General features: G+C 66.3%; 24 protein-coding genes and 1 tRNA gene. 17 read left to right on the top strand and 8 right to left on the bottom strand.

Features of this window, described 5'->3' with window-relative positions; translation table 11 throughout:
* Positions 1-125 precede the first annotated feature (125 nt).
* The 3 genes from hprK to U4Z31_RS22755 all read left to right on the top strand — a co-directional run bounded on the left by hprK (position 126) and on the right by U4Z31_RS22755 (position 2,740).
* Positions 126-1,094, top strand: coding sequence for an HPr(Ser) kinase/phosphatase (gene hprK / locus U4Z31_RS22765; protein ID WP_006483133.1), 969 nt, complete (start codon positions 126-128; stop codon positions 1,092-1,094).
* A 75-nt stretch (positions 1,095-1,169) separates the two neighbouring features.
* Positions 1,170-2,078 (top strand): RNase adapter RapZ, encoded by a 909-nt coding sequence (gene rapZ / locus U4Z31_RS22760; RefSeq protein ID WP_044847465.1) that lies wholly within the window; start codon positions 1,170-1,172, stop codon positions 2,076-2,078.
* A 26-nt stretch (positions 2,079-2,104) separates the two neighbouring features.
* On the top strand, positions 2,105-2,740 hold the full coding sequence (locus U4Z31_RS22755; RefSeq protein ID WP_321811427.1) for an LON peptidase substrate-binding domain-containing protein: 636 nt from the start codon (positions 2,105-2,107) through the stop codon (positions 2,738-2,740).
* Positions 2,741-2,854: 114 nt separating this feature from the next.
* On the opposite strand, the gene mutY is transcribed toward U4Z31_RS22755, so the two are convergent.
* Positions 2,855-3,961, bottom strand: a complete 1,107-nt coding sequence (gene mutY / locus U4Z31_RS22750) for an A/G-specific adenine glycosylase (protein ID WP_321811426.1) — start codon at positions 3,959-3,961, stop codon at positions 2,855-2,857.
* Between the two features lie 37 nt (positions 3,962-3,998).
* On the bottom strand, positions 3,999-4,826 hold the full coding sequence (mutM, locus tag U4Z31_RS22745) for a bifunctional DNA-formamidopyrimidine glycosylase/DNA-(apurinic or apyrimidinic site) lyase (RefSeq protein ID WP_044847468.1): 828 nt from the start codon (positions 4,824-4,826) through the stop codon (positions 3,999-4,001).
* An 86-nt stretch (positions 4,827-4,912) separates the two neighbouring features.
* Between mutM and U4Z31_RS22740 the strand changes: the two genes are divergently transcribed.
* The 8 genes from U4Z31_RS22740 to hisC all read left to right on the top strand — a co-directional run bounded on the left by U4Z31_RS22740 (position 4,913) and on the right by hisC (position 12,089).
* Positions 4,913-6,736: a tetratricopeptide repeat protein gene (locus tag U4Z31_RS22740; protein WP_321811425.1), complete on the top strand. Its 1,824-nt coding sequence runs from the start codon at positions 4,913-4,915 to the stop codon at positions 6,734-6,736.
* A complete protein-coding gene (gene lolB / locus U4Z31_RS22735; protein WP_124894136.1) occupies positions 6,736-7,356 on the top strand; it encodes a lipoprotein insertase outer membrane protein LolB in 621 nt (206 codons plus the stop codon). Before U4Z31_RS22740 ends, lolB begins: the two co-directional genes overlap by 1 nt.
* A 27-nt stretch (positions 7,357-7,383) precedes the next feature.
* Complete coding sequence (gene ispE / locus U4Z31_RS22730; RefSeq protein ID WP_321811424.1) at positions 7,384-8,265, top strand: 4-(cytidine 5'-diphospho)-2-C-methyl-D-erythritol kinase; 882 nt, start codon at positions 7,384-7,386, stop codon at positions 8,263-8,265.
* 53 nt (positions 8,266-8,318) lie between these two features.
* Positions 8,319-8,395: transfer RNA gene (locus U4Z31_RS22725), tRNA-Gln, on the top strand.
* A gap of 44 nt (positions 8,396-8,439) precedes the next feature.
* Complete coding sequence (locus U4Z31_RS22720; protein WP_044847472.1) at positions 8,440-9,402, top strand: ribose-phosphate pyrophosphokinase; 963 nt, start codon at positions 8,440-8,442, stop codon at positions 9,400-9,402.
* A 162-nt stretch (positions 9,403-9,564) separates the two neighbouring features.
* A complete protein-coding gene (locus tag U4Z31_RS22715; protein WP_044847489.1) occupies positions 9,565-10,173 on the top strand; it encodes a 50S ribosomal protein L25/general stress protein Ctc in 609 nt (202 codons plus the stop codon).
* Positions 10,174-10,292: 119 nt separating this feature from the next.
* Complete coding sequence (gene pth / locus U4Z31_RS22710; RefSeq protein WP_044847473.1) at positions 10,293-10,892, top strand: aminoacyl-tRNA hydrolase; 600 nt, start codon at positions 10,293-10,295, stop codon at positions 10,890-10,892.
* Positions 10,893-11,021: 129 nt separating this feature from the next.
* Positions 11,022-12,089, top strand: coding sequence for a histidinol-phosphate transaminase (gene hisC, locus U4Z31_RS22705; protein ID WP_321811423.1), 1,068 nt, complete (start codon positions 11,022-11,024; stop codon positions 12,087-12,089).
* A gap of 91 nt (positions 12,090-12,180) precedes the next feature.
* On the opposite strand, the gene U4Z31_RS22700 is transcribed toward hisC, so the two are convergent.
* The 3 genes from U4Z31_RS22700 to rsmD form a co-directional block, all read right to left on the bottom strand.
* Positions 12,181-12,447 carry a YfhL family 4Fe-4S dicluster ferredoxin gene (locus tag U4Z31_RS22700; protein WP_044847475.1) on the bottom strand — a complete coding sequence of 89 codons (267 nt, stop codon included), beginning with the start codon at positions 12,445-12,447 and terminating at the stop codon, positions 12,181-12,183.
* Between the two features lie 59 nt (positions 12,448-12,506).
* Complete coding sequence (coaD, locus tag U4Z31_RS22695) at positions 12,507-13,004, bottom strand: pantetheine-phosphate adenylyltransferase (RefSeq protein ID WP_044847476.1); 498 nt, start codon at positions 13,002-13,004, stop codon at positions 12,507-12,509.
* A 111-nt stretch (positions 13,005-13,115) separates the two neighbouring features.
* Positions 13,116-13,730, bottom strand: a complete 615-nt coding sequence (rsmD, locus tag U4Z31_RS22690) for a 16S rRNA (guanine(966)-N(2))-methyltransferase RsmD (protein ID WP_044847477.1) — start codon at positions 13,728-13,730, stop codon at positions 13,116-13,118.
* Between the two features lie 202 nt (positions 13,731-13,932).
* On the opposite strand from rsmD, the gene ftsY reads away from it, so the two are divergent.
* Positions 13,933-15,099 carry a signal recognition particle-docking protein FtsY gene (ftsY, locus tag U4Z31_RS22685; protein WP_124486514.1) on the top strand — a complete coding sequence of 389 codons (1,167 nt, stop codon included), beginning with the start codon at positions 13,933-13,935 and terminating at the stop codon, positions 15,097-15,099.
* Between the two features lie 90 nt (positions 15,100-15,189).
* On the opposite strand, the gene maiA is transcribed toward ftsY, so the two are convergent.
* A complete protein-coding gene (gene maiA / locus U4Z31_RS22680) occupies positions 15,190-15,834 on the bottom strand; it encodes a maleylacetoacetate isomerase (protein WP_257773578.1) in 645 nt (214 codons plus the stop codon).
* Between the two features lie 197 nt (positions 15,835-16,031).
* On the opposite strand from maiA, the gene ybiB reads away from it, so the two are divergent.
* On the top strand, positions 16,032-17,015 hold the full coding sequence (gene ybiB, locus U4Z31_RS22675) for a DNA-binding protein YbiB (RefSeq protein WP_321811422.1): 984 nt from the start codon (positions 16,032-16,034) through the stop codon (positions 17,013-17,015).
* Positions 17,016-17,415: 400 nt separating this feature from the next.
* Positions 17,416-19,062, top strand: a complete 1,647-nt coding sequence (gene leuA, locus U4Z31_RS22670; RefSeq protein ID WP_321811421.1) for a 2-isopropylmalate synthase — start codon at positions 17,416-17,418, stop codon at positions 19,060-19,062.
* Between the two features lie 142 nt (positions 19,063-19,204).
* On the opposite strand, the gene U4Z31_RS22665 is transcribed toward leuA, so the two are convergent.
* Together U4Z31_RS22665 and U4Z31_RS22660 are read right to left on the bottom strand one after the other, a co-directional pair.
* Complete coding sequence (locus U4Z31_RS22665) at positions 19,205-19,588, bottom strand: nuclear transport factor 2 family protein (RefSeq protein ID WP_044847482.1); 384 nt, start codon at positions 19,586-19,588, stop codon at positions 19,205-19,207.
* A 45-nt stretch (positions 19,589-19,633) separates the two neighbouring features.
* Positions 19,634-20,203 (bottom strand): acyloxyacyl hydrolase, encoded by a 570-nt coding sequence (locus U4Z31_RS22660; RefSeq protein ID WP_124520732.1) that lies wholly within the window; start codon positions 20,201-20,203, stop codon positions 19,634-19,636.
* Between the two features lie 361 nt (positions 20,204-20,564).
* On the opposite strand from U4Z31_RS22660, the gene rpoH reads away from it, so the two are divergent.
* From rpoH to U4Z31_RS22645, 3 genes are all read left to right on the top strand, one after another.
* Positions 20,565-21,500, top strand: a complete 936-nt coding sequence (gene rpoH, locus U4Z31_RS22655; protein WP_044847484.1) for an RNA polymerase sigma factor RpoH — start codon at positions 20,565-20,567, stop codon at positions 21,498-21,500.
* 330 nt (positions 21,501-21,830) lie between these two features.
* A complete protein-coding gene (gene cydP / locus U4Z31_RS22650) occupies positions 21,831-22,106 on the top strand; it encodes a cytochrome oxidase putative small subunit CydP (RefSeq protein WP_044847485.1) in 276 nt (91 codons plus the stop codon).
* Positions 22,096-23,676, top strand: coding sequence for a cytochrome ubiquinol oxidase subunit I (locus tag U4Z31_RS22645; protein ID WP_321811420.1), 1,581 nt, complete (start codon positions 22,096-22,098; stop codon positions 23,674-23,676). The genes cydP and U4Z31_RS22645 overlap by 11 nt, the downstream gene beginning before the upstream one ends.
* Positions 23,677-23,691 lie beyond the last annotated feature (15 nt).

Below are 23,691 nucleotides of genomic sequence, written 5' to 3'. Positions count from 1 at the left end.
ATCCGGGCGGATTATTTTCCCGAACGAGGCGGCACACGCCGCCGACCAGGGCCGCCCGGCGCCGGTCCGGCATGGCGACGCCCGTCGCCGCGCGCATGCACCGGCTCATTGGAGTGACGAGAGTCATGGATACGTCCAGCATCAACGCCCAGAGCATCTTCGACGACAACGCGGCCACGCTGAAGCTGAGCTGGCTGACGGGGCATGAAGGCTGGGAGCGCGGTTTTTCGGCCGACACCGTCGGCAACGCCACGTCGAGCGCCGACCTCGTCGGCCACCTGAACCTGATCCACCCGAACCGGATCCAGGTGCTCGGCGAAGCCGAAATCGACTACTACCAGCGGCAGACCGACGAAGACCGTTCGCGCCACATGGCCGAGCTGATCGCGCTCGAACCGCCGTTCCTCGTCGTCGCCGGCGGCGCCGCCGCGCCGCCCGAGCTCGTGCTGCGCTGCACGCGCTCGTCCACGCCGCTGTTCACGACGCCGATGTCGGCCGCCGCCGTGATCGACAGCCTGCGGCTCTACATGTCGCGCATCCTCGCGCCGCGCGCGACACTGCACGGCGTGTTCCTCGACATCCTCGGAATGGGCGTGCTGCTCACCGGCGACTCCGGGCTCGGCAAGAGCGAACTCGGCCTCGAACTCATCAGCCGCGGCCACGGCCTCGTCGCCGACGACGCCGTCGACTTCGTCCGACTTGGCCCCGATTTCGTCGAAGGCCGCTGCCCGCCGCTGCTGCAGAACCTGCTCGAAGTGCGCGGCCTCGGCCTGCTCGACATCAAGACGATCTTCGGCGAAACCGCGGTGCGCCGGAAAATGAAGCTGAAGCTGATCGTCCAGCTCGTGCGCCGCCCGGACGGCGAATTCCAGCGGCTGCCGCTGGAAAGCCAGACGGTCGACGTGCTCGGTTTGCCGATCAGCAAGGTCACGATCCAGGTCGCGGCCGGCCGCAACCTCGCGGTGCTGGTCGAGGCGGCCGTGCGGAACACGATCCTGCAGTTGCGCGGCATCGACACGTTGCGCGATTTCATGGATCGGCAACGACTCGCGATGCAGGATCCCGACAGCCAGTTCCCCGGCAAGCTCGTGTAACCGCCCCGCGCCGGCCTCGCAGCGCCGACGCGTCGAGCCGGTGCTATGATGAAACGTCAGGATTCTCTGCTTCCCATGCGCATCGTCCTCATCACCGGCATCTCCGGCTCAGGCAAGTCCGTCGCGCTGAACGCGCTCGAAGACGCAGGCTACTACTGCGTCGACAACCTGCCGCCGCACGTGCTCCCCGAACTCGCCCGCTACCTGGCCGACGGCGGCCAGCACCGGCTCGCGGTCGCGATCGATGCGCGTTCGAGCGCATCGCTGGACGAAATGCCCGGCCTGATCCGCTCGCTGTCGCTCGAGCACGATGTCCGCGTGCTGTTCCTCAACGCAAGCACGCAGGCGCTGATCCAGCGCTTCTCCGAAACGCGCCGGCGCCACCCGCTGTCCGGCTCGCCGTCGCACGACGCGAACGTCGGGCTGCTGTCGTCGCTCGAGGAAGCGATCGAGCGCGAACGCGAGCTGGTCGCGCCGCTCGCCGAATTCGGCCACCAGATCGATACGAGCACGCTGCGCGCGAACGTGCTGCGCACGTGGGTCAAGCGCTTCATCGAGCAGAAGAACAACGACCTGATGGTGATGTTCGAGTCATTCGGCTTCAAGCGCGGCGTGCCGCTCGATGCCGACCTGATGTTCGACGTGCGCGCGCTGCCCAACCCGTACTACGACCATGAGCTGCGCCCGCTCACCGGGCTGGACCAGCCGGTCATCGCCTTTCTCGACGCACTGCCGATCGTCCACCAGATGATCGACGACATCCATGCGTTCCTGATGAAATGGCTGCCGCACTTTCGTGAAGACAACCGCAGCTACCTGACCGTCGCCATCGGCTGCACGGGCGGTCAGCATCGCTCGGTGTTCATCGCGGAAACGCTCGCCGCGCGCCTCGTGCACGATGCGAACGTGATCGTGCGGCATCGTGACGCGCCGGTGGATGTCGACGCGTCGTCGCGGCTCGTCACCGAGGTCGAACGACCTTAGCGACACCGCCCTCTCGCCGGCGCGCCATGTCCACTCTATCGACCACCCTGATCGACCTGCCGCTGTTTCCGCTGCATACGGTGCTGTTCCCCGGTGGCTTGCTGCCGCTCAAGGTATTCGAGGCGCGCTATCTCGACATGTCGCGCGCGTGCCTGCGCGACGACGCACCGTTCGGCGTGTGCCTCCTGAAGAGCGGGCCCGAAGTCGCGCAGGACGGCGCCGTGTCGGTGCCCGAGACGATCGGCTGCATGGCACGCATCACCGAGTGCGACACCGGCGAATTCGGGATGCTGTACCTGCAGGCGGTCGGCACGCAGCGATTCGAGTTGCTGTCGTATCGCGTCGAAAGCAACGGGCTGCTGGTCGGGATCGCGGAGCCGCTGCCCGACGACATCCCGCTCGAAGGCGAACAGGCGCTCGCACAATTCGGCTCGTGCGCCGAGGTGCTCGAGCGCATCATCGAAGCGCTGAAGAAGTCCGAACCGGACAAGATGCCGTTCGGCGAACCGTTCCGCCTCGACGACCCGAGCTGGGTGTCGAACCGCCTCGCGGAACTGCTGCCGCTCGACCTGCGCGCACGGCAGAAGCTGATGGAGTTTCCGGATGTCGGCGCGCGGATCGACGCCGTGCACCACGTGCTCGACCGGCACGGCTGGCTGTAAGGCGCGGCCGGCCAGCCGCGTCGCACCGGCGTCGCCGGGCGGATCATCCTGCGGGCGAGCCGACCGCATCGGCCCGGCACTTCCGTAGGCACGCCCCGCGCCCCTTCCCCTTCGTTACAGCAGCGGCCCGCTCAGCGCATCGAGCAGCTTGCGCACGGGCGCCGGCACGCCGTACGCATCGAGCCCGGCGAGCGGCACCCACGCCGTCTCAGCATCCTGTGCGTGCGCGAGCGGCAGCCCGCCGCTGGTCATGTCGCTCAGCCGCGGCTCGATCTCGAGCCGGAAATGCGTGAACGTGTGCGTGAACGGCGCGAGCGGCACCGGGCCGCCGCCGCCGAAGCCACGTGCGAGTTCCGCGAGCGCCGCATCGCCGTCCGCCTGCGGAAGGCACCACAGGCCGCCCCAGATGCCGGCCGGCGGACGCCGTTCGAGCAGCACGGCGTCGCCGTCGCGCAGCACGAGCATCCAGGTCTTGCGCGTCGGCACGGCCTTCTTCGGCCGCGCGGCCGGCAGTTCGCGCTGGCGGCCCGTCGATTGCGCAACGCAGTCGCCCGCGAACGGGCAGCGCGCGCAATCCGGCTTGCCGCGCACGCACAGCGTCGCGCCGAGATCCATCAGCCCCTGCGTATAGGCACTCACGTCGGCCGCGTTCGCGGCATCCGGCAGCAGCGATTCGGCCAGCGCCCACATGTCGTTCTCGACGCGCTTCTCGCCCGGAAAGCCCTCGACGCCGAACACGCGCGCCAGCACGCGCTTCACGTTGCCGTCGAGGATCGTCGCGCGTGCACCATATGCGAACGACGCGATCGCCGCGGCTGTCGAACGGCCGATGCCGGGCAGTTCAGCGAGCGCTTCCGGCGTCGACGGGAATACGCCGCCATGCTCGGCGACGACGACCTGCGCGCAGCGGTGCAGATTGCGCGCGCGCGAGTAGTAGCCGAGCCCGGCCCACAGCGCCATCACGTCGTCGGACGGCGCGGCCGCGAGCGCGGCGACGTCGGGAAAACGCTCGAGAAAGCGCGTGTAATACGGGACGACGGTCGAGACCTGCGTCTGCTGCAGCATGATTTCCGACAGCCAGATCCAGTAGGGATCGCGGGTGTTCTGCCACGGCAGGTCGTGGCGGCCGTGCTCGCGCTGCCAGGCGATCAGGCGCGTGGCGAACGTGCGATGCAGCGGCGTGACTGGGAACGGAGCGGGGGCGATGCGGGGCGGCTTCAAGTGTTCGAATCTTCGGAAAAAGGTTGCAACGCGGGGCTCAACGCTGGCAGGTCGGGCAGTAATAGGTCGAACGCTGACCCTGCACGATCTGGCGGATCGGCGTGCCGCAGACGCGGCAAGGCAGCCCCGCACGGTCGTAGACGAAGCAGTCGAGCTGGAAATAGCCGCTTTCGCCGTTGCTGCCGACGAAATCGCGCAGCGTACTGCCGCCGCGCTCGATCGCGTCGGCGAGCGTCGCGCGCACCGCGTCGGCCAGCCGCTCATAGCGCGGCAGCGACACCTTGCCGGCGGCGGTCGTCGGCCGGATGCCCGCGCGAAACAGGCTCTCCGACGCATAGATGTTGCCGACGCCGACGACCATGTCGCCCGCGAGCAGCGCCTGCTTGACCGACACCGTGCGGCCGCGCGTGCGTGCGTGCAGCAGCGCGCCGGTGAACGCCGGCGAGAACGGCTCGACGCCGAGGCTCGCGAGCAGCGGATGCGCATGCACGTCGCCGGCTTCGCGCGGGTGCCATAGCACGGCGCCGAAACGGCGCGGATCGCGGAACCGCAGCACGAATTCGTCGAAGATCCAGTCGATGTGGTCGTGTTTCGCGGCCACCGGCACGCCGGCCGCGGGCAGCACACGCAGCGTGCCCGTCATCCCGAGATGGACGATGAACCAGCCTGCGTCGACCTCGAACAGCAGATACTTGCCGCGACGCTCGACGGCGAGCACCTCGCGCGCGCGCAACTGCTCGGCGAGCCCCGCCGGCACGGGCCAGCGCAGCATCGCGGTACGGACGTCGACACGCTCGACGCGGCGGCCCGCGACAAAGGGCTCGATGCCCCGGCGCGTGACTTCGACTTCTGGCAACTCTGGCATGTTCTACGGGTCCGAAACTGGATTCACGATCGTGCGTGTATTGTAGCGAGCGCGTTACAATCGGTTGAAACATCGAACGGATTTCCATGACCCTGCCCTCGAAGCTGCTTCTGAAGCGCCCCGCCGCCGAGCGCGGCGTGCGTGCCTTCCCGGTCCGCCGTGCGCTCGGCGCCGCGCTGTTCGCCGCCTGGACCCTCACCGCCTTCCCGGCTCACGCGCAGGATCCGGCATCGGACGACGCGGAGCCGCAGGGCGCGTTCGAGCACGTGATGCCGGACGAGCAGAAGAATCTCCCGGGCGTCCCGCTGACGAGCCAGATCGTCTACCAGGTACTGGCCGCCGAAGTCGCGCTTCAGCGCAACCAGCCGGCGCCGGCCTACCAGACCTACCTCGCGCTCGCCCGCGACACGCGCGATCCGCGCATGGCGCAGCGTGCGACCGAGATCGCGCTCGGCGCGCAAAGCCCGGCCGACGCGCTGTCCGCCGCCAATCTCTGGCGCCAGTACGCACCGGATTCGAACCGCGCATCGCAAGTCGACGCCGCGCTGCTGGTGCTCGCCGGCAAGCCGGCCGACGCGCAGCCGATGCTCGCGCGCGAACTGGCCCGCGCGACCGGCGAAACGCGCGGCCCCGCGATCCTCGCGCTGCAGGCGCTGCTGGTGCGCGGCGCGGACCGCGTCGGCGGCCTCGCGGTGCTGAAGGACATGCTGAAGAACGACATGAACCGTCCCGAGGCGCAGCTCGCGATCGCGCGGCAGCAGCTCGCGGTCGACGACAAGGAAGGCGCCGCGCAGTCGCTGAAGCAGGCGCTGCAGATCCGCCCCGACTATCTGCCGGCGGCGCTGATGCTGTCGCAGATGGGGCCTGCCGAGCGCGCGGCCGGCATCACGTCGTTCGAGAAATATGTTCAGCAGAATCCGAAGTCGCGCGATGCGCGCCTCGCACTGTCGCAGCTCTACCTCGCCGACGACCGCCTCGACGACGCGCAGAAGCAGTTCGAGACGATGCGCAAGCTCGACGCGAAGGACCCGACGCCGCTGATGGCGCTCGCGCTGATCAAGATCCAGCAGAAGAAACTCGACGACGCGAACGCGTACCTGAAGCAGTACGTGCAGCTCGGCAACAAGCAGCCGAACCTCGACGTCGGCCAGGGCTACATCTACCTCGCGCAGATCTCGATCGAACAGGGCAATGACGCGCAGGCGTCGCAATGGCTCGACAAGGTCGACCAGACGAGCCAGCACTACCTGCCCGCGCAGATCACGCGCGCGCAGCTCCTGCAGAAACAGGGCAAGACCGACGAGGCCCGCAAGGTGCTCGACGACCTGCCGATCAGCGATCCGCGCGATGCGGCCGTGGTCGCACGCACCGACGCGTCGATCCTGTTTACCGCGAAGCGCTATCCGGAAGCCGAGGCGCGACTCGCGCAGGCGGTCCAGGACTTCCCGGACGATCCCGACCTGCGCTACGACTACGCGATGGCAGCCGAGAAGACGGGCCACTACGCGGCAATGGAAAAGCAGTTGCGCGAGCTGATGCGCACGCAGCCCGACAACCCGCAGGCGTACAACGCGCTCGGCTATTCGCTGGCCGATCGCAACCAGCGCCTGCCCGAAGCCAGCAAGCTGATCGACAAGGCGCTGTCGCTCGCGCCGAACGACGCGTACATCATGGACAGCCTCGGCTGGGTGAAGTACCGGATGGGCGACGCGGCCGGCGCGGCGAAGGTGCTGCGGCGCGCGTACGAGCTGCAGCCGAACGCCGAAATCGGCGCGCACCTCGGCGAAGTGCTGTGGAAGAGCGGCGCGCAGGACGACGCGCGCACCGCGTGGCGTGCCGCGCAGAAGCTCGAGCCCGACAACGACACGCTCGTGCAGACGCTCAAGCGCCTGCAGATCAACGGCCTCTGATGCGAATGTTCCCGATGCTTTCCCTGTCTTCCCGCGCGCTGCGCACGCTGGCCGCGGCCGGCGCCGCGCTTGCGCTCGCCGGCTGCGCGAGCACGCCGCCGTCGGCGAATGCGCCGGCGGGCGCGGTGCTGCAGACGGCCGCGACGCACGCGTACCACGGCCGTTTCGCGGTGCAGTACAACGATCGCCTCGGCCGACCGCAGAACGTGTACGGCAACTTCGACTGGCAGGAGTACGGCGACGACGTGTCGCTGGAGCTGCGCAGCCCGCTCGGCCAGACGCTCGCGGTCGTGAAATCGACACCGCAGGCCGCGTCGCTCGAACTGCCGAACCGTCAGCCGCAATACGCGACGGACGTCGGCGAGCTGATGCAGAACACGCTCGGCTTCTCGCTGCCGCTGGCGGGCCTGCGCTACTGGCTGCTGCCGACGCCCGCGCCCGCGACGCCCGCGCAGACGGTGCGCGACCCGGCCGACACGACGCACGTCAAGCAGATCCGCCAGGACGGCTGGACGATCGACTATCTCGCCTACGCGGACGCACCGGCCACGGGCGTCAAACGCGTCAACCTCGTGCGCGCGACGCCGCCGCTCGACATCAAGCTCGTGCTCGACCAGTAAGCACGTGAACCTAGCCCCGACATACGCATGACCGATTCGATCCGCTCGCTGCGCAACTGCCTTGCGCCCGCGAAACTCAACCTGTTCCTGCACATCACCGGCCGCCGCCCCAACGGCTATCACGATCTGCAGAGCGTGTTCCAGCTGCTGAACTGGGGCGACACGCTGCATTTCACGCTGCGCGACGACGGTCGCGTTGCACGCGTCACCGACGTGCCGGGCGTGCCCGAGGAAAGCGATCTCGTCGTGCGCGCGGCCAACCTGCTGAAAACGCACACGGGCACCGCGGCCGGCGTCGACATCGAGATCGACAAGCGCCTGCCGATGGGCGCGGGCCTCGGCGGCGGCAGCTCGGATGCGGCAACGACGCTGCTCGCGCTGAATCGCCTGTGGCAACTGAACCTGCCGCGCGCGGAACTGCAGTCGCTCGCGGTGAAACTCGGTGCCGATGTTCCGTTTTTTGTTTTTGGAAAAAATGCGTTCGCAGAGGGTATCGGAGAAGAATTAGCTGAGGTAGAATTGCCGACTCGCTGGTTTTTGGTTGTGACGCCGCGAGTTCATGTCCCCACCGCTGAAATTTTTTCAGATGAGTTGTTGACAAGAGATACAAAGCGAGTCACAATTACAGACTTTCTTGCACAGCAAAACCGCGATGCGGGATGGCCAGACAGCTTCGGCCGGAACGATATGCAGCAAGTTGTGACAAGTAAGTACGCGGAAGTTGCGCAGGTGGTCAAATGGTCGTATAATGTGACCCCCGCGAGGATGACCGGCTCCGGAGCAAGCGTGTTTGCAGCGTTTCACAGCAAGCACGAGGCAGAAGCGGCGCAAGCCAAGCTGCCCACCGGTTGGAACGGTGCAGTTGCCGAGAGCCTGAACGAGCATCCGCTCTTCGCTTTCGCGTCATGAAGTTTTGCTTTGCCGGATGGCCTACAAGTCCGGTGAAGTTATCAGTTGAGTGTAGGGGAGTCGCCAAGTTGGTCAAGGCACCGGATTTTGATTCCGGCATGCGAGGGTTCGAGTCCTTCCTCCCCTGCCAAAAATTTTCCCGCATTTCCCGCCTAAGCCTGAAGCAGGTGCACGATGAGCAGCCACAGCCATGATGGCTTGATGGTCTTTACTGGCAACGCGAATCCCGCGCTCGCCCAGGAAGTCGTCAATATCCTTGGAATCCCCCTCGGCAAAGCAATGGTCAGCCGTTTCTCCGACGGTGAGATCCAGGTCGAGATCCAGGAAAACGTGCGCGGCAAGGACGTCTTCGTCCTGCAATCCACGTGCGCGCCGGCCAACGACAACCTGATGGAACTGATGATCATGGTCGATGCGCTCAAGCGCGCATCCGCCGGCCGGATCACCGCTGCCATCCCCTACTTCGGCTATGCCCGCCAGGACCGCCGCCCGCGTTCGGCGCGCGTCGCGATCTCGGCGAAGATCGTCGCGAACATGCTGGAAATCGCCGGCGTCGAGCGGATCATCACGATGGATCTGCACGCCGACCAGATTCAAGGCTTCTTCGACATCCCGGTCGACAACATCTACGCAACGCCGATCCTGCTGGGTGACCTGCGCAAGCAGAACTACTCGGATCTGCTCGTCGTGTCGCCGGACGTCGGCGGCGTGGTCCGCGCCCGGGCACTCGCGAAGCAACTCAACTGCGATCTCGCGATCATCGACAAGCGTCGCCCGAAGGCGAACGTCGCCGAAGTGATGAACATCATCGGTGAAGTCGAAGGCCGCACCTGCGTGATCATGGACGACATGGTCGATACGGCCGGCACGCTCTGCAAGGCCGCGCAAGTGCTGAAGGATCGCGGTGCGAAGCAGGTGTTCGCGTACGCGACGCACCCGGTTCTGTCGGGTGGCGCCGCCGAGCGTATCGCCGCATCGGCACTCGACGAGCTGGTCGTCACCGATACGATCCCGCTGTCGGCCGAATCGCTGTCCTGCTCGAAGATCCGCTCGCTGACGAGCGCGAGCCTGCTGGCAGAAACGTTCTCGCGGATTCGCCGCGGCGACTCGGTGATGTCGCTGTTCGCCGAATCCTGATCGCGGAACGACACGATATAGCATGCGCAGAAAGCGAAGCGGCAACGCTTCGCTTTTTGCACAATCGGACGGGATAGACGAAACCCCGTCCGTTTCATCGGGGGCCGCCATTTCGCCGGCCCCGTTTTACTGCCTGGTCGCGGGCAGCAAATGGAGAATCACATGAAAGTCGTCGCTTTCGAGCGCCAACAGCAAGGTACGGGTGCGAGCCGCCGCCTGCGCAACGCCGGTAAGACCACGGGTATCGTCTACGGTGGCGAAGCAGCCCCGCAAAAGATCGAACTGGATCACAACGCGCTGTGGCACGCCCTGAAGAAGGAAGCCTTCCACTCGTCGATCCTCGACCTGGAAGTCGCTGGCCAGTCGCAACAGGTTCTGCTGCGCGACGTGCAATACCACCCGTTCAAGCAACTCGTGCTGCACGTGGACTTCCAGCGCGTCGACGCGAAGAAGAAGCTGCACACGAAGGTGCCGCTGCACTTCCTGAACGCTGAAGTCAGCCCGGCAGTGAAGCTGTCGAGCGCAATCGTCTCGCACGTCGCGACGGAAATCGAAGTCGAGTGCCTGCCGTCGGCTCTGCCGGAATTCCTCGAAGTCGATCTGTCGAAGATCGAAGCAGGTCAGTCGCTGCACGCGAAGGACATCGCACTGCCGAAGGGCGTGACGCTGGTCGCGCACGTCGACGCGGAAAACCCGGTTGTCGCATCGGCGACGGTCCCGGCTGGTGCCGTGTCGGACGCAGCAGGCGAAGGCGAAACGCCGGCTGCCTAAGCGGCTGCCCACGCGCCATTCGATCCGTTTCGCGAAACGGTCGATGCAACCCGCCGCGGCTTGCCCGGCGGGTTTTTCTTTTTCTGCGCCCAGGCGGGCGCTGCCGCCTACGAAACGTCATGATCAAACTGATCGTCGGCCTCGGCAATCCCGGGGCGGAATACACCGCGACGCGCCACAACGCCGGCTTCTGGCTGATCGACCAGCTCGCCCGCGAAGCCGGCACGACGCTGCGCGACGAGCGCCGCTTTCACGGCTTCTACGCAAAAGCGCGCCTGCACGGCGAAGAAGTCCACCTGCTCGAGCCGCAAACCTACATGAACCGCTCCGGCCAGTCGGTCGTCGCGCTCGCGAATTTCTTCAAGATCCTGCCCGACCAGATCCTCGTCGCCCACGACGAACTCGATCTGCCGCCCGGCACCGTGAAGCTGAAGCTCGGCGGCGGCAGCGGCGGCCACAACGGCCTGAAGGACATCTCCGCGCATCTGTCGTCGCAACAGTACTGGCGCCTGCGCATCGGCATCGGCCATCCGCGCGACCTGATTCCGGAAGGCGCGCGCGCCGGCGCGAAACCCGACGTCGCGAACTTCGTGCTGAAGCCGCCGCGCCGCGAGGAACAGGACGTGATCGACGCATCGATCGAACGCGCGCTCGCCGTGATGCCGATGGTCGTCAAGGGCGAACTCGACCGCGCGACGATGCAGCTGCATCGCAACTGAACCCGCGCTGCACCGGTGCGGTGCAATGTGCCGCCGGTTGCGCCGGCCAGCGCCGCCCTGCCGCGCAATTGCGCACTGCAACGCCCACATGCGGTAATCTGGTCGCTTTTGCCCGTCAGGAGCCAAGCGGTGAGCCGTTACTGGAGCGACGTCGTTCAGCAACTCGTGCCTTACGTGCCGGGCGAACAGCCCGCGCTCGCACACCCCGTCAAGCTGAACACCAACGAGAATCCCTATCCGCCTTCGCCGCGCGTCGTCGCGGCGATCGCACGCGAACTCGGCGATACCGGCGACACGCTGCGCCGCTATCCCGATCCGCTCGCGCGCGCACTGCGCGAGACGGTCGCGGCCCATCACCGCATCAAGCCCGAGCAGGTCTTCGTCGGCAACGGCTCCGACGAAGTGCTCGCGCACGCATTCCAGGCCCTGCTCAAGCATGACCGGCCGCTGCGCTTTCCCGACATCTCGTACAGCTTCTACCCGACCTACGCGCGCCTGTATGGCGTAGAAACTTCGATCGTGCCGCTCGCGGACGACTTCTCGATCCGGGTCGAAGACTATCTCGACGACGCAGGCGGCGTGCTGTTCCCGAACCCGAACGCGCCGACCGGGCGCGCGCTGCCGCTCGCGGACATCGAGCGGATCGCGGCCGCGAACCCGTCGTCGGTCGTGCTGATCGACGAGGCGTATGTCGATTTCGGCGCGCAATCCGCGATCACGCTGATCGACCGCCATCCGAACCTGCTCGTCGTGCACACGACGTCGAAGGCGCGCTCGCTCGCGGGCATGCGCGTCGGCTTCGCGTTTGGCGATGCCGGGTTGATCGACGCACTGAACCGCGTGAAGGACAGCTTCAATTCCTATCCGCTCGACCGGCTCGCGCAGGCCGCGGCGCAGGCGGCATACGAAGATACCGACTATTTCGGCGCGACCTGCCGGCGCGTGATCGACAGCCGCACGCGGCTCACGCACGCGCTCGAGGCGCTCGGTTTCGAGGTCGTGCCGTCGGCCGCGAACTTCGTGTTCGCGCGCCATCCCGCGCACGATGCGGGGACGATCGCGGCACAGCTGAAGGATCGGGAAATTTTCGTGCGGCACTTCCGGGCACCGCGCATCGACCAGCACTTGCGCATCACCGTCGGCACCGACGCCGAATGCGACGCGCTCGTCGCGGCATTGCGCGAGCTGATCGGCTGAAAAACGTAGCGGAAGCTGAAACGGAACCGGCGCCGAACGGCGCCGGCCAAGGAAATCGTGACGTCGTGACGCGCGCGACGTCACCAGCGCGTCACTGCGCGTCGTCGCCCTTCGCGGCGGTCAACGCGTGATACTTCGCCATCAACTGCGCGTGCGATTCGTCGTGCTGCGGATCGCGCGGAATGCATTCGACCGGACACACCTGCTGGCACTGCGGCTCGTCGAAATGGCCGACGCACTCGGTGCACTTGTTCGGGTCGATCACGTAGATATCCGGGCCCATCGAAATCGCGCCGTTCGGGCACTCGGGCTCGCACACGTCGCAATTGATGCACTCGTCGGTAATCATCAAAGACATACTGATCTCACTTCTTCAGGCCGGCGGCCGGCTTCACGACGAAACCGGCCGGCGCCGCGTCACGCGGCCGGGCCTCCCATCGCAGTGACTTTCTCGGTCAGCCACTTCTCGACGGACGGGAACACGAACTTGCTGACATCGCCGCCCAACTGCGCGATTTCGCGCACGATCGTCCCCGAGATGAACTGGTACTGATCGGACGGCGTCATGAACATCGTCTCGACGTCGGGCAACAGATAGCGGTTCATCCCCGCCATCTGGAACTCGTATTCGAAATCGGACACGGCACGCAGGCCGCGCACGATCACGCGCGCGTTGTTGATGCGGACGAAATCCTTCAGCAGGCCCGTGAAACTCATGACCTTCACGTTCGGATAATGACCGAGCACCTCGTTCGCAATCGTCAGACGTTCTTCGAGCGAGAAGAACGGCTTCTTCGCGCGGCTGTCGGCGACACCCACCACCAGCGTATCAAAAATGCTCGACGCACGCCGCACGAGGTCTTCGTGCCCGCGCGTCAGCGGATCGAACGTACCGGGATACACGGCGACTACCATGTCGCTCCTCCTGTCATCACGCAAACGGGGTGGCAGCCGTGCGACGCGCACGCCACTGCCGAGATGGGCATGCGTCGCCTTTGCCGCGCGCCGCCTCGTATGGAACGCGCATTATTCATCATTTTCGCGCCGCAGCAAATGATAGTGAACCGCACCGGCCTTGCCGTGCTTCACCACCTGCCAGCCGGCCAGTGCGTCGTGCGCGGCCGGGTCGAGCTCCGCCCCCGTTTCGACGTACAGCGCGCCATCCGGCGAGACGAGCGGCGCCGCCAGCGCGATCGCGCGATCGAGCACGGCCGGCTCGCCGAACGGCGGATCGAGGAACACGACGTCGAACGCGCCCGGGGTCAGCCCGGCCGCGAGCCGCAGCGCGTCGGCTTCCGCGACCTCGACCGAGCGTGCGCCGAGCTTGTCCTTGATCGTGCGCAGCTGCTGCGCCGCGCGCGGGTGGCGCTCGACCATCACGACGCTCGTCGCGCCGCGCGACGCGGCCTCGAAGCCGAGCGCGCCGGTGCCCGCGAACAGGTCGAGGCAGCGCCGGCCTTCGAGATCCTGGCCGAGCCAGTTGAACAGGGTCTCGCGCACGCGATCGGGCGTCGGCCGCAGGCCGTCGAGATCGAGCACGGCGAGCGGCGTGCGTTTCCAGTCACCGCCGATGATGCGGATCGTGTGCGGCTTGCCACGGCCGGCGGGGGCCGCCGGGCGGCCGGAAGAGGAACGGGACATACGGAATATCGACAACGGAGGGAACGGGTGCGCACGCGGGCGCACCGCCAAACAGGCGCACGTTACCACAGCGGCGGCACCGACTGACGCGAGTGCCTCGCCGCACTGATAAAATGCACGGTTTCGGCCGCCGTGCGCACGCGCGACGGCCTCTCCGGCGCTCCGCCCTGGCGGCGCCCCGCCCTCTTCCCGACGTCAGACCATGTTCAGCTTCTTCAAACGATTCAAGAAAACGCAGGAGCCCGACTCCGCGGAATCGCAATCAGCCGACGCGCCGCAACCGGACGAGCCGTCCGACGCGCCCGCGCCCGCCCCCGAGCCCCGCCGGGCGGTCGAAGCACCGCAAGCGCCCGCGCAGCCGCGACAGGCCGCGCCGGCCGTCGTGATGACGGTCACGCCGACCAACGACGGCAGCGACGAAGTCGTCGAAGCGGTCGAGATCGTGCCGCCGCCGACGCAGGACGCGTCCGCGAAGAAGTCGTGGCTCGCGCGCCTGAAGTCGGGGCTCGCGAAGACGGGCTCGAGCATCACCGGCGTGTTCGTCAACACGAAGATCGACGAGGATCTGTACGAGGAGCTCGAAGCCGCGCTGCTGATGTCCGACGCCGGCGTCGACGCGACCGAGTACCTGCTCGGCGCGCTGCGCGAGAAGGTGCGCGCGGGCCGGCTGACCGATCCGCAGCAGGTGAAGGGCGCGCTGCACGACCTGCTCGTCGAACTGCTGACGCCGCTCGAGAAGTCGCTGATGCTCGGTCGCGCGCAACCGCTCGTGATGATGATCACGGGCGTGAACGGCGCGGGCAAGACCACCAGCATCGGCAAGCTCGCGAAGCACCTGCAGAGCTTCGACCAGTCGGTGCTGCTGGCCGCGGGCGACACGTTCCGCGCGGCCGCGCGCGAACAGCTGGCGGTCTGGGGCGAGCGCAACAACGTGACGGTCGTCCAGCAGGAAAGCGGCGACCCGGCCGCGGTGATCTTCGACGCGGTCAGCGCCGCGCGCGCCCGCAAGATCGACGTGATGATGGCCGACACGGCCGGCCGCCTGCCGACGCAGCTGCACCTGATGGAAGAGCTGAAGAAGGTGAAGCGCGTGATCTCGAAGGCGCACGACGGCGCGCCGCACGAGGTGCTGCTCGTGATCGACGCGAACACGGGCCAGAACGCGCTCACGCAGGTGAAGGCCTTCGACGATGCGCTCGGCCTCACGGGCCTGATCGTCACGAAGCTCGACGGCACCGCCAAGGGCGGGATCCTCGCCGCGATCGCGCGGCAGCGCCCGGTGCCCGTCTACTTCATCGGCGTCGGCGAGAAGGTCGAGGACCTGCAGCCGTTCAACGCAGTGGAATTCGCGGACGCGCTGCTCGGCTGAACGCCGCCGGCCCGCATCGCACGGGGCGCCTCCGGGCGCCCTTTTTTCATGCGCGGCCGGAAGCCTGCGGCTCCGCGGCGTCATTCGCCCTCATTCGGCGTCGGGCTGCACGCCAGGCTCGGCGGCCTTGAACGCATCGAGCGTCGACGCATGATCGGCGATCCGCTGGATCGTCGGAAAGCGCGTCGTGTCGATCGAGAAACGGTTCGCGTTGAACACCTGCGGCACGATGCAGATATCGGCGAGCGTCGGCGTGTCGCCGAAGCACAGCTTGCCGGTGCGCGGATCGTTCGCGAGGCGCGTCTCGAGCGACGCGAAACCCGCCTCGATCCAGTGCCGGTACCATTCGTTCTTCGCTTCCTCCGGCACCTTCAGCGTGTGCTTCAGGTATTTCAGCACGCGCAGGTTGTTCAGCGGATGGATCTCGCACGCGACCTGCAGCGCGATCGCCCGCACATACGCGCGGTCGACCGGCGCCTTCGGCAGCAGCGCGGGTTCGGGATGCGTTTCCTCGAGATATTCGATGATCGCGAGCGATTGCTGCAGCGTGGCATCGCCGTCGATCAGCGTCGGCACGACGGCATCCGGATTCACCGCGCGATACGCGTCCTTCAGTTGCTCGCCGCCGTCGCGCAGCATGTGCACGGGGACCGTGTCGAACGGCAGCTGCTTCAGGTTCAGGGCGATCCGCACGCGGTACGACGCGGAACTGCGGAAATAGCTGTAAAGCTTCATGGGTGTCTCTCTGTTGGTCGTATTCGGCCGGTAACGGCGCCTGCAGCGCACGCCCGGCACCGCCGGGAACCCGAGTTTAGCGCGCCGCGCGGCGGTGACGCGCAGTCGCGCTTGGGCGAGCCGCGCCCATGCGATACTCGGGGCATTCCTTACCGCTCACCGCGCGGCCCGATGCCGGCCGCCCGCCCCACGCCCCGATGACCGCTCCCCACGACTCCGCCGCCTCGCCGTTCCCTTGCGCCCGCTTCATCAAGGAAATCGGCCGCGGCCCGAACGGCGCACGCGCGCTGTCCGCCGAAGACACGTTCGAGCTCTATCGCGCGATGCTCGATGCACGCGTGTCGGACGTCGAACTCGGCGCGATCCTGATCGCGTATCGCCTGAAGGGCGAAAGCGCCGACGAACTGTCCGCGATGCTCGCCGCCGCGCAGGCGTCGTTCGAACCGGTGCACGTGCAGGACGCCGCCTTCCGCCCGGTGTCGATCCCGAGCTACAACGGCGCGCGCAAGCAGCCGAACCTGGTGCCGCTGCTCGCGCTGCTGCTCGCGCGCGAAGGCGTGCCGGTGCTCGTGCACGGCGTCGAGCGCGATCCGGGCCGCGTGACGAGCGCGGAGATCTTCTCGGCGCTGTCGATCGCGCCGTCGAAGTCGCACGACGCGATCGAGGACATGCTCGCCGAGCGCCGCGTCGCGTTCGCGCCGATCGACGCGCTGGCGCCGCGCATCGCGCGTCTGCTGGCGCTGCGCGGCGTGCTCGGCGTGCGCAACTCCACGCACACGCTCGTGAAGATCCTGCAGCCGTTCGCACCGGCCGGGCTGCGGCTCGTCAACTACACGCATCCGCCGTACCGCGACAGCCTCGCACAACTGTTCCGCGATCATCCGGACGCCGCGCTCGGCGGTGCGCTGCTCGCGCGCGGCACCGAAGGCGAAGCGGTGGCCGACACGCGGCGCCAGGTGCAAGTCGACTGGCTGCACGACGGCGTGTGCGACACGCTGATCGAGCCCGAGCGCTCGTCGAGCGACGCACCGCCCGTCGCGCTGCCCGAATCGCGCGACGCGGCGACCACGGCCGCGTGGACGGACGCCGTGCTGCGCGGCGAAGTTCCGGTGCCCGACGCGCTTGCGCGGCAGGTCGACACGATCGTGCGGATTACCCGGATCACCCGGATCGCACCGTGACCGGCATCCCGGGCCGGCGTGCTGTCGCGCCGGCCTTTCAACCGACCATTTGACACGCACCCGCATCCTGGCATAGAGTTGTCGCCATGCGTTCCTTTCCGAACACCCTCCGAATTACCTCCGGCCGCCTAGCGCGGTCGCTATCGCTATCGCTACGACTAGCCTAAGGCTGTCTTAGCGCCGTGTGCTGTCCGCACGGTCCCTCCCTGCAGTTCCTCGCAGCACCCTTCTCGCAGTTTTTACAACCCGAAGTCGTCAGCATTCGTCCGTCTATCCGTCGGTCGATTCGCGAAGATCATCCGCATCCGCAGCGCGTTTCCGGCGCCACGGTGCGAGGCAGCGCCTACCGTCGCCCATGCCGCCCGTCTTCGCTCGCGACTTGAGACCCGAGGTCCAGAAGATGAAGCGCAACCCGCAAGACAAGTATCGTCCGTTCGAACCCGTCCGCATCAATGGCCGCCGCTGGCCGACCCGCACCATCGAGCGTGCGCCGGTCTGGATGAGCACCGACCTGCGCGACGGCAACCAGTCGCTGATCGAGCCGATGAGCATCGAACAGAAGCTGGAGTTCTTCGACATGCTGGTCGCGATCGGTTTCAAGGAGATCGAAGTCGGTTTTCCGTCGGCGTCGCAAACCGACTTCGATTTCGTCCGCAAGCTGATCGACGAGAAGCGGATCCCCGACGACGTGACGATCGAAGTGCTCGTGCAGTCGCGCGAAGACCTGATCGCGCGCACCTTCGACGCGCTCGAAGGCGTGCCGCGCGCGATCGTGCACCTGTACAACGCGATCTGCCCGTCGTTCCGGCGCATCGTGTTCGGGATGTCGAAGGACGACGTGAAGGCGCTCGCGGTCGAGGGCACGCGACTCATCAAGGAACACGCGGCGGCTCGCCCGGACACGCACTGGACCTATCAGTACTCTCCTGAAACCTTCAGCATGACCGAGCTGACGTTTGCGCGCGAAGTGTGCGACGCGGTCGCGCAGGCGTGGCGTCCGACCCGCGATCACAAGATGATCGTCAACCTGCCGGCGACCGTCGAAGCCGCGAGCCCGAACGTGTTCGCCGACCAGATCGAGTGGATGGACCGCAACCTCGCGTATCGCGACAGCATCGTGCTGTCCGTGCATCCGCACAACGATCGCGGCACCGCGGTCGCCGCCGCCGAACTCGCGCTGCTCGCGGGCGCCGACCGCATCGAGGGCTGCCTGTTCGGCAACGGCGAGCGCACCGGCAACGTCGACCTCGTCACGCTCGCGCTGAACCTCTATACGCAGGGCATCGACCCGGGCCTCGATTTCTCCGACATCGACGCGGTGCGCCGCGTGGTCGAGCGCTGCAACCAGATTCCGGTGCATCCGCGCCATCCGTACGCGGGCGACCTCGTGTTCACCGCGTTCTCCGGCTCGCACCAGGACGCGATCCGCAAGGGCTTCGCGCAGCAGCGCCCCGACGCGGTGTGGGAAGTGCCGTACCTGCCGATCGACCCAGCCGACCTCGGCCGCAGCTATGACGCGGTGATCCGCGTGAACAGCCAGTCCGGCAAGGGCGGCGCGACGTTCCTGCTCGAACGCGGGATGGGCTTCACGCCGACGCGCCGCGTGCAGATCGAATTCAGCCACGCGGTGCAGACGCTCGCCGACGCATCCGGCGAGGAAGTGACCGGCGACGCGATCTGTGCGCTGTTCGCACGCGAATTCTTCGAGACCGACGGCCCGGCCGCGCGCCACGGCAACGGCGCGCGCTGGCAGAACCGCGACATCGCGAGCGCGCCGCCGGCCGATGCGACGCCCGAAGACGCCGTGCAACGCGTGGCCGCGGCCTTCGCGACGGCAGCCGGCGCGACGATCGACGTCGCCTCGTGCGAACACGCGCGCACGACGGACGGCCGGATCGCGGTATCGGTCGGCTGCCGGGTCGGCGACGCGCCGCTGCGGCATGGTGTCGGGGTGCACGACGACGCCGCGAGCGCCGCGCTCGATGCGGTCGTCAGCGCGATCAACCGCTCGGCCTGGCATTGCGCCGACCGCCGTGCGGCGGCCTGACGGCAGGTTTCGCTTCAGGGTTCGAACGTCAGCGAGCGGTGCGTGACCGCCCGTGCGCCGCGCGATCCGCGCCGCACGGGCCAATGAAAAGCGGCCCAGAAGGCCGCTTCGGTCGGGACATGAAAAGGAGCGCCAGGCGCGCTCATGTCTCGGTCGCGCACCGCGTCGCCTGCCACGCGAGCAGGCGCCAGTGGCCCTGCTCATGCGTGTGGACGGCCGTATAGGCGATCGGAAACACCAGCCCGCCGTTGTTCGTTTCCATCTCGATCAACGCGCGCCCGGTGACGACGCAGGTCGCGTCGCCGACGGGCAGCAGGTCCTGCGACTGGATTTCGATCTGGCGATAGCGGCGGCGGCCGGCGACGATGGCGTCGATGAACTGCTGCTTGGTTTCGCGTTTGCCGTTGGTGTGCACGAAGAACACCTTGTCCGACAATTGCGCATCGAGCGCCTCGCCGTCTCCGTCGACCATCGCCCGGAACCGTTCGCGCTCGAGCGCGCGAATCGCATCGACCACCTTCGCCATCGCCTGACTCCTCGGCAACGCGCCCGCCGTGCGCCGGCGTGCGGATCAGAAGTTGTACTGCACGTAGAACTGGTGGAAATTTATACCAGGATTCGGCTCTTTGATACCCGCGTTAGACACATGTTGAAAACGGTAACCGACCTGATACTGTTGCCGTTCTCCGAACTGGGCGCCAACGCCGGCGACGTCCACGAACTGGAACGACGTCGCCAGCGACAGATTGTTGGAGATCGTCGGGGAAGTCAGGAAGCGGATGCCGGCACCGGCCTCGATGAACGGACGCACCTGGCCCGCGCTCTTGATGAAGCGGAACATCGGCTGCGCGCCGAATTCGCCGATGCTGCCATGAACATTGCCGCCCGTATGCCAGTAGCCGGCGTGCCCTTCCACCACGAACGCGAAGTGCCAGCCGCCGATTTCCCACCAGTTCCAGCCCGGATCCCACACGACGCCGAGATCGCCCTTGTCGATCCCGTGGCGATCGGAAAACCCGCCGCCGGCCTGAATTCCCCATCGATCCGCGAACGCGGCACCCGATCCGCCCAGCAGCGACGCCGCCAGCAGCGCGTGCAGCGCAAGCCGACTATGGGGCCGGCGATTCTTCTTATTGTTCATCTGACACTCCAACTTTGTGGGTTGAATGGAGCCTTGCCGCAGCGGCGGGGCCCGAGCGAACTGAATGGTATGGTAAAGGACTTTTCGGATCGGCACCGCGAAGCGAAATTGTTTGCTTCCAAAACTACAAAAATCGAAACCGTCTACTGATTACCATCAGAAACAATGGCTTACGGAACTTCCCTCCGCCAGCCAGGTCGCAAATTAGACTATCGACTCGACAAGTTCGATAGAAAACCGGGAACTTGGATGCCCCCGTGCCCTCTAAGGAATTAGCACTCGGATTACGGGAGTGCTAAGATGGGCCCCGGAATCTCATCCGAGACCAGGGGTTTGTCCCTGATTCCAAAGGAGTTTTTTAGTGAGCCACGCCCTGACCCTTCCGAATACCCTGAGCCCGACGCCGGCCAAGGCCGAATCGGCAGGCTCGCTGGCGCTCGCGACTCAATCGATGTTGCCGGGCCAGCTTGGCAACATCGACGCGTATATCCAGGCCGTCAACCGGATCCCGCTGCTGAGCGCCGAAGAAGAACGCCAGTACGCGACCGAATTCCGCGAAGACAACAACCTCGACTCGGCACGCCGCCTCGTGCTGTCGCACCTGCGGCTCGTCGTGTCGATCGCGCGCAACTATCTCGGCTACGGCCTGCCGCACGGCGACCTGATCCAGGAAGGCAACATCGGCCTGATGAAGGCGGTGAAGCGTTTCGACCCGGCGCAAAACGTGCGTCTGGTGTCGTACGCGATCCACTGGATCAAGGCCGAGATCCACGAGTACATCCTGCGCAACTGGCGGATGGTGAAGGTCGCGACGACGAAGGCCCAGCGCAAGCTGTTCTTCAACCTGCGCAGCCACAAGAAGAGCATGCAGGCGATGACGCCCGAGGAAATCGACGGCCTCGCGCAGGAGCTCAACGTCAAGCGCGAAGACGTGACCGAAATGGAAACGCGCCTGTCGGGCGGCGACATCGCCCTCGAGGGCCAAGTGGAAGACGGCGAGGAGTCGTACGCGCCGATCGCCTACCTGGCCGATTCGCACAACGAGCCGACCGCCGTGCTCGCCGCGCGTCAGCGCGACATGCTGCAGACGGACGGCATCGCGCAGGCGCTCGAGGCGCTCGACGCACGCAGCCGCCGGATCATCGAGGCGCGCTGGCTGAACGTCGACGATGACGGCTCGGGCGGCTCGACGCTGCACGATCTCGCGGCGGAGTTCGGCGTATCGGCGGAACGCATCCGCCAGATCGAAGCGAGCGCCATGAAGAAGATGCGCACCGCGCTTGCCGAATACGCCTGAATCCGCGATTTAGAGCGCTTCACCCAAAACCGCTGCCCGCCCGGCAGCGGTTTTTTTTCGTCTGTCGTTTTTAGCCTCGATCGTGTCTGATTAATCGACCTTGTTGATCGGGTATCGGGCGAATTCCGGCCCCTTCCGCATAACCTTGATCTGCCTCAAGTTTCGACACGCGCTTCGCGACGGTCTGCCGCATCGCAGCACTCGGCATCGGAAAGCCGGCATTTTAAAATTGGCATGTCGGCTCAAAAGGATTAAAACAGCTTAACTGCCGTCATAAATCCGACGTAAAGTCGCCCCAAAACCGATGTAAATCGATTCAGGATAATCACCTTGATCTCGATCAATAAAGCGCCTGCGCCGCGTCCCCCGCAGGCCACAGGCTGCGGCTGGCGCGCACGCATCGCCGCGTGGGCGCGCGGGCCGACCCTCATGCGCGACATCACGCTGGTGCTGATCGTCAAGCTGATCCTCCTGATGTCGCTCAAATACGCATTCTTCAATCATCCGCAGGCCGAGCACATGTCGCTGCCGCCTGCCGTCGTCGCCGAGAAGCTGCTCTCGGTGCCGGCGCCTGCATCCACCGAGGGAGACCACCATGATAAGTAGCGAAGTCGTCGATCTGTCGCGTCTGCAGTTCGGCATCACGGCGCTCTACCACTTCCTGTTCGTGCCGCTGACGCTCGGCCTGTCCTGGCTGCTCGTCATCATGGAAGCCGTCTACGTGATGACCGGCAAACAGGTCTACAAGGACATGACGCAGTTCTGGGGCAAGTTGTTCGGGATCAACTTCGCGATGGGCGTGACGACCGGCATCACGCTCGAATTCCAGTTCGGCACGAACTGGTCGTACTACTCGCACTATGTCGGCGACATCTTCGGCGTGCCGCTCGCGGTCGAGGGCCTGATGGCGTTCTTCCTCGAATCGACGTTCGTCGGCCTGTTCTTCTTCGGCTGGAACCGCCTGTCGAAGGTCAAGCACCTGATGGTCACGTTCCTCGTCGCACTGGGCTCGAACCTGTCCGCGCTGTGGATCCTCGTCGCGAACGGCTGGATGAACAACCCGGTCGGCGCCGAGTTCAACTACCAGACGATGCGCATGGAGTTGACGAACCTGTTCGACGTGCTGTTCAACCCGGTCGCGCAGGTAAAGTTCGTGCACACCGTGTCGGCCGGCTACGTGACGGCCGCGATGTTCGTGCTCGGCATCTCGTCGTGGTATCTGCTGAAGAAGCGCGACACCGATTTCGCGCTGCGCTCGTTCGCGGTCGCGGCCGGCTTCGGTCTCGCGTCGACGCTTTGCGTGATCGTGCTCGGCGACGAGTCGGGCTATACGACCGGCGAAGTGCAGAAGATGAAGCTCGCCGCGATCGAATCGGAATGGGAAACCCAGCCGGCGCCGGCGTCGTTCACGCTGATCGGCATTCCGAACCAGAAGGAAGAGCGCACCGACTACGCGATCAAGATCCCGTACGCGCTCGGCCTGATCGCGACGCGCTCGATCGACGAACCGGTGATCGGCCTGCGCGAGCTCGCGAAGCGCAGCGAGGAGCACATCCAGAGCGGGATGATCGCGTACGGCGCATTGCAGAAGATCGAGCAGGGCGACACGAGCGACGCGACCCGCGCATTGTTCGACCAGCACAAGCAGTATCTCGGCTACGGGCTGATGCTCAAGCAGTTCACGCCGAACGTGATCGACGCGACGCCGGAGCAGATCAAGGCCGCCGCGAAGAAGACCATTCCGCCGGTCGCGCCCGTGTTCTTCTCGTTCCGGATCATGGTGTTCCTCGGCTTCCTGTTCCTCGCGACCTTCGTCGCCGCGTTCTGGTTCTGCGCGCGCCGCGAGCTGCTGCAGGACAACCGCCGATGGTTCCTGCGCTATGCGGTGTGGGCGATCCCGCTGCCGTGGCTCGCCGCGGAATTCGGCTGGGTCGTCGCCGAGCTCGGTCGCCAGCCGTGGACGATCGCGGGCATCCTGCCGACGCATCTGTCCGCGTCCAGCCTGACGTCGACGGACCTGTACCTGAGCCTCGCCGGTTTCATCGCGTTCTACACGGCACTGTTCGTCATCGAGATCAAGCTGATGTTCAAGTACGCGCGCCTCGGCCCGTCGTCGCTGCATACCGGCCGCTATCACCACGAACTCGCCGCAGCCGGCGAGCGTGCCGCGGTTTGAGCACGCCCCCGCAAC

The sequence above is a fragment of the Burkholderia sp. BCC1985 genome (genome assembly GCF_905339915.1).
GTDB lineage: Bacteria > Pseudomonadota > Gammaproteobacteria > Burkholderiales > Burkholderiaceae > Burkholderia.
The sequence above is the reverse complement of the archived record's forward strand: the minus strand, read 5'-3'. Positions and strand labels throughout refer to the sequence as shown.

Coding starts and splice junctions, on each gene's coding strand:
- hprK (WP_006483133.1), top strand. CDS start 126: ATGGATACGTCCAGCATCAACGCCCAGAGCATCTTCGACGACAACGCG.
- rapZ (WP_044847465.1), top strand. CDS start 1,170: ATGCGCATCGTCCTCATCACCGGCATCTCCGGCTCAGGCAAGTCCGTC.
- U4Z31_RS22755 (WP_321811427.1), top strand. CDS start 2,105: ATGTCCACTCTATCGACCACCCTGATCGACCTGCCGCTGTTTCCGCTG.
- mutM (WP_044847468.1), bottom strand. CDS start 4,826: ATGCCAGAGTTGCCAGAAGTCGAAGTCACGCGCCGGGGCATCGAGCCC.
- U4Z31_RS22740 (WP_321811425.1), top strand. CDS start 4,913: ATGACCCTGCCCTCGAAGCTGCTTCTGAAGCGCCCCGCCGCCGAGCGC.
- lolB (WP_124894136.1), top strand. CDS start 6,736: ATGCGAATGTTCCCGATGCTTTCCCTGTCTTCCCGCGCGCTGCGCACG.
- ispE (WP_321811424.1), top strand. CDS start 7,384: ATGACCGATTCGATCCGCTCGCTGCGCAACTGCCTTGCGCCCGCGAAA.
- U4Z31_RS22720 (WP_044847472.1), top strand. CDS start 8,440: ATGAGCAGCCACAGCCATGATGGCTTGATGGTCTTTACTGGCAACGCG.
- U4Z31_RS22715 (WP_044847489.1), top strand. CDS start 9,565: ATGAAAGTCGTCGCTTTCGAGCGCCAACAGCAAGGTACGGGTGCGAGC.
- pth (WP_044847473.1), top strand. CDS start 10,293: ATGATCAAACTGATCGTCGGCCTCGGCAATCCCGGGGCGGAATACACC.
- U4Z31_RS22700 (WP_044847475.1), bottom strand. CDS start 12,447: ATGTCTTTGATGATTACCGACGAGTGCATCAATTGCGACGTGTGCGAG.
- coaD (WP_044847476.1), bottom strand. CDS start 13,004: ATGGTAGTCGCCGTGTATCCCGGTACGTTCGATCCGCTGACGCGCGGG.
- rsmD (WP_044847477.1), bottom strand. CDS start 13,730: ATGTCCCGTTCCTCTTCCGGCCGCCCGGCGGCCCCCGCCGGCCGTGGC.
- ftsY (WP_124486514.1), top strand. CDS start 13,933: ATGTTCAGCTTCTTCAAACGATTCAAGAAAACGCAGGAGCCCGACTCC.
- maiA (WP_257773578.1), bottom strand. CDS start 15,834: ATGAAGCTTTACAGCTATTTCCGCAGTTCCGCGTCGTACCGCGTGCGG.
- ybiB (WP_321811422.1), top strand. CDS start 16,032: ATGACCGCTCCCCACGACTCCGCCGCCTCGCCGTTCCCTTGCGCCCGC.
- leuA (WP_321811421.1), top strand. CDS start 17,416: ATGAAGCGCAACCCGCAAGACAAGTATCGTCCGTTCGAACCCGTCCGC.
- U4Z31_RS22665 (WP_044847482.1), bottom strand. CDS start 19,588: ATGGCGAAGGTGGTCGATGCGATTCGCGCGCTCGAGCGCGAACGGTTC.
- U4Z31_RS22660 (WP_124520732.1), bottom strand. CDS start 20,203: ATGAACAATAAGAAGAATCGCCGGCCCCATAGTCGGCTTGCGCTGCAC.
- U4Z31_RS22645 (WP_321811420.1), top strand. CDS start 22,096: ATGATAAGTAGCGAAGTCGTCGATCTGTCGCGTCTGCAGTTCGGCATC.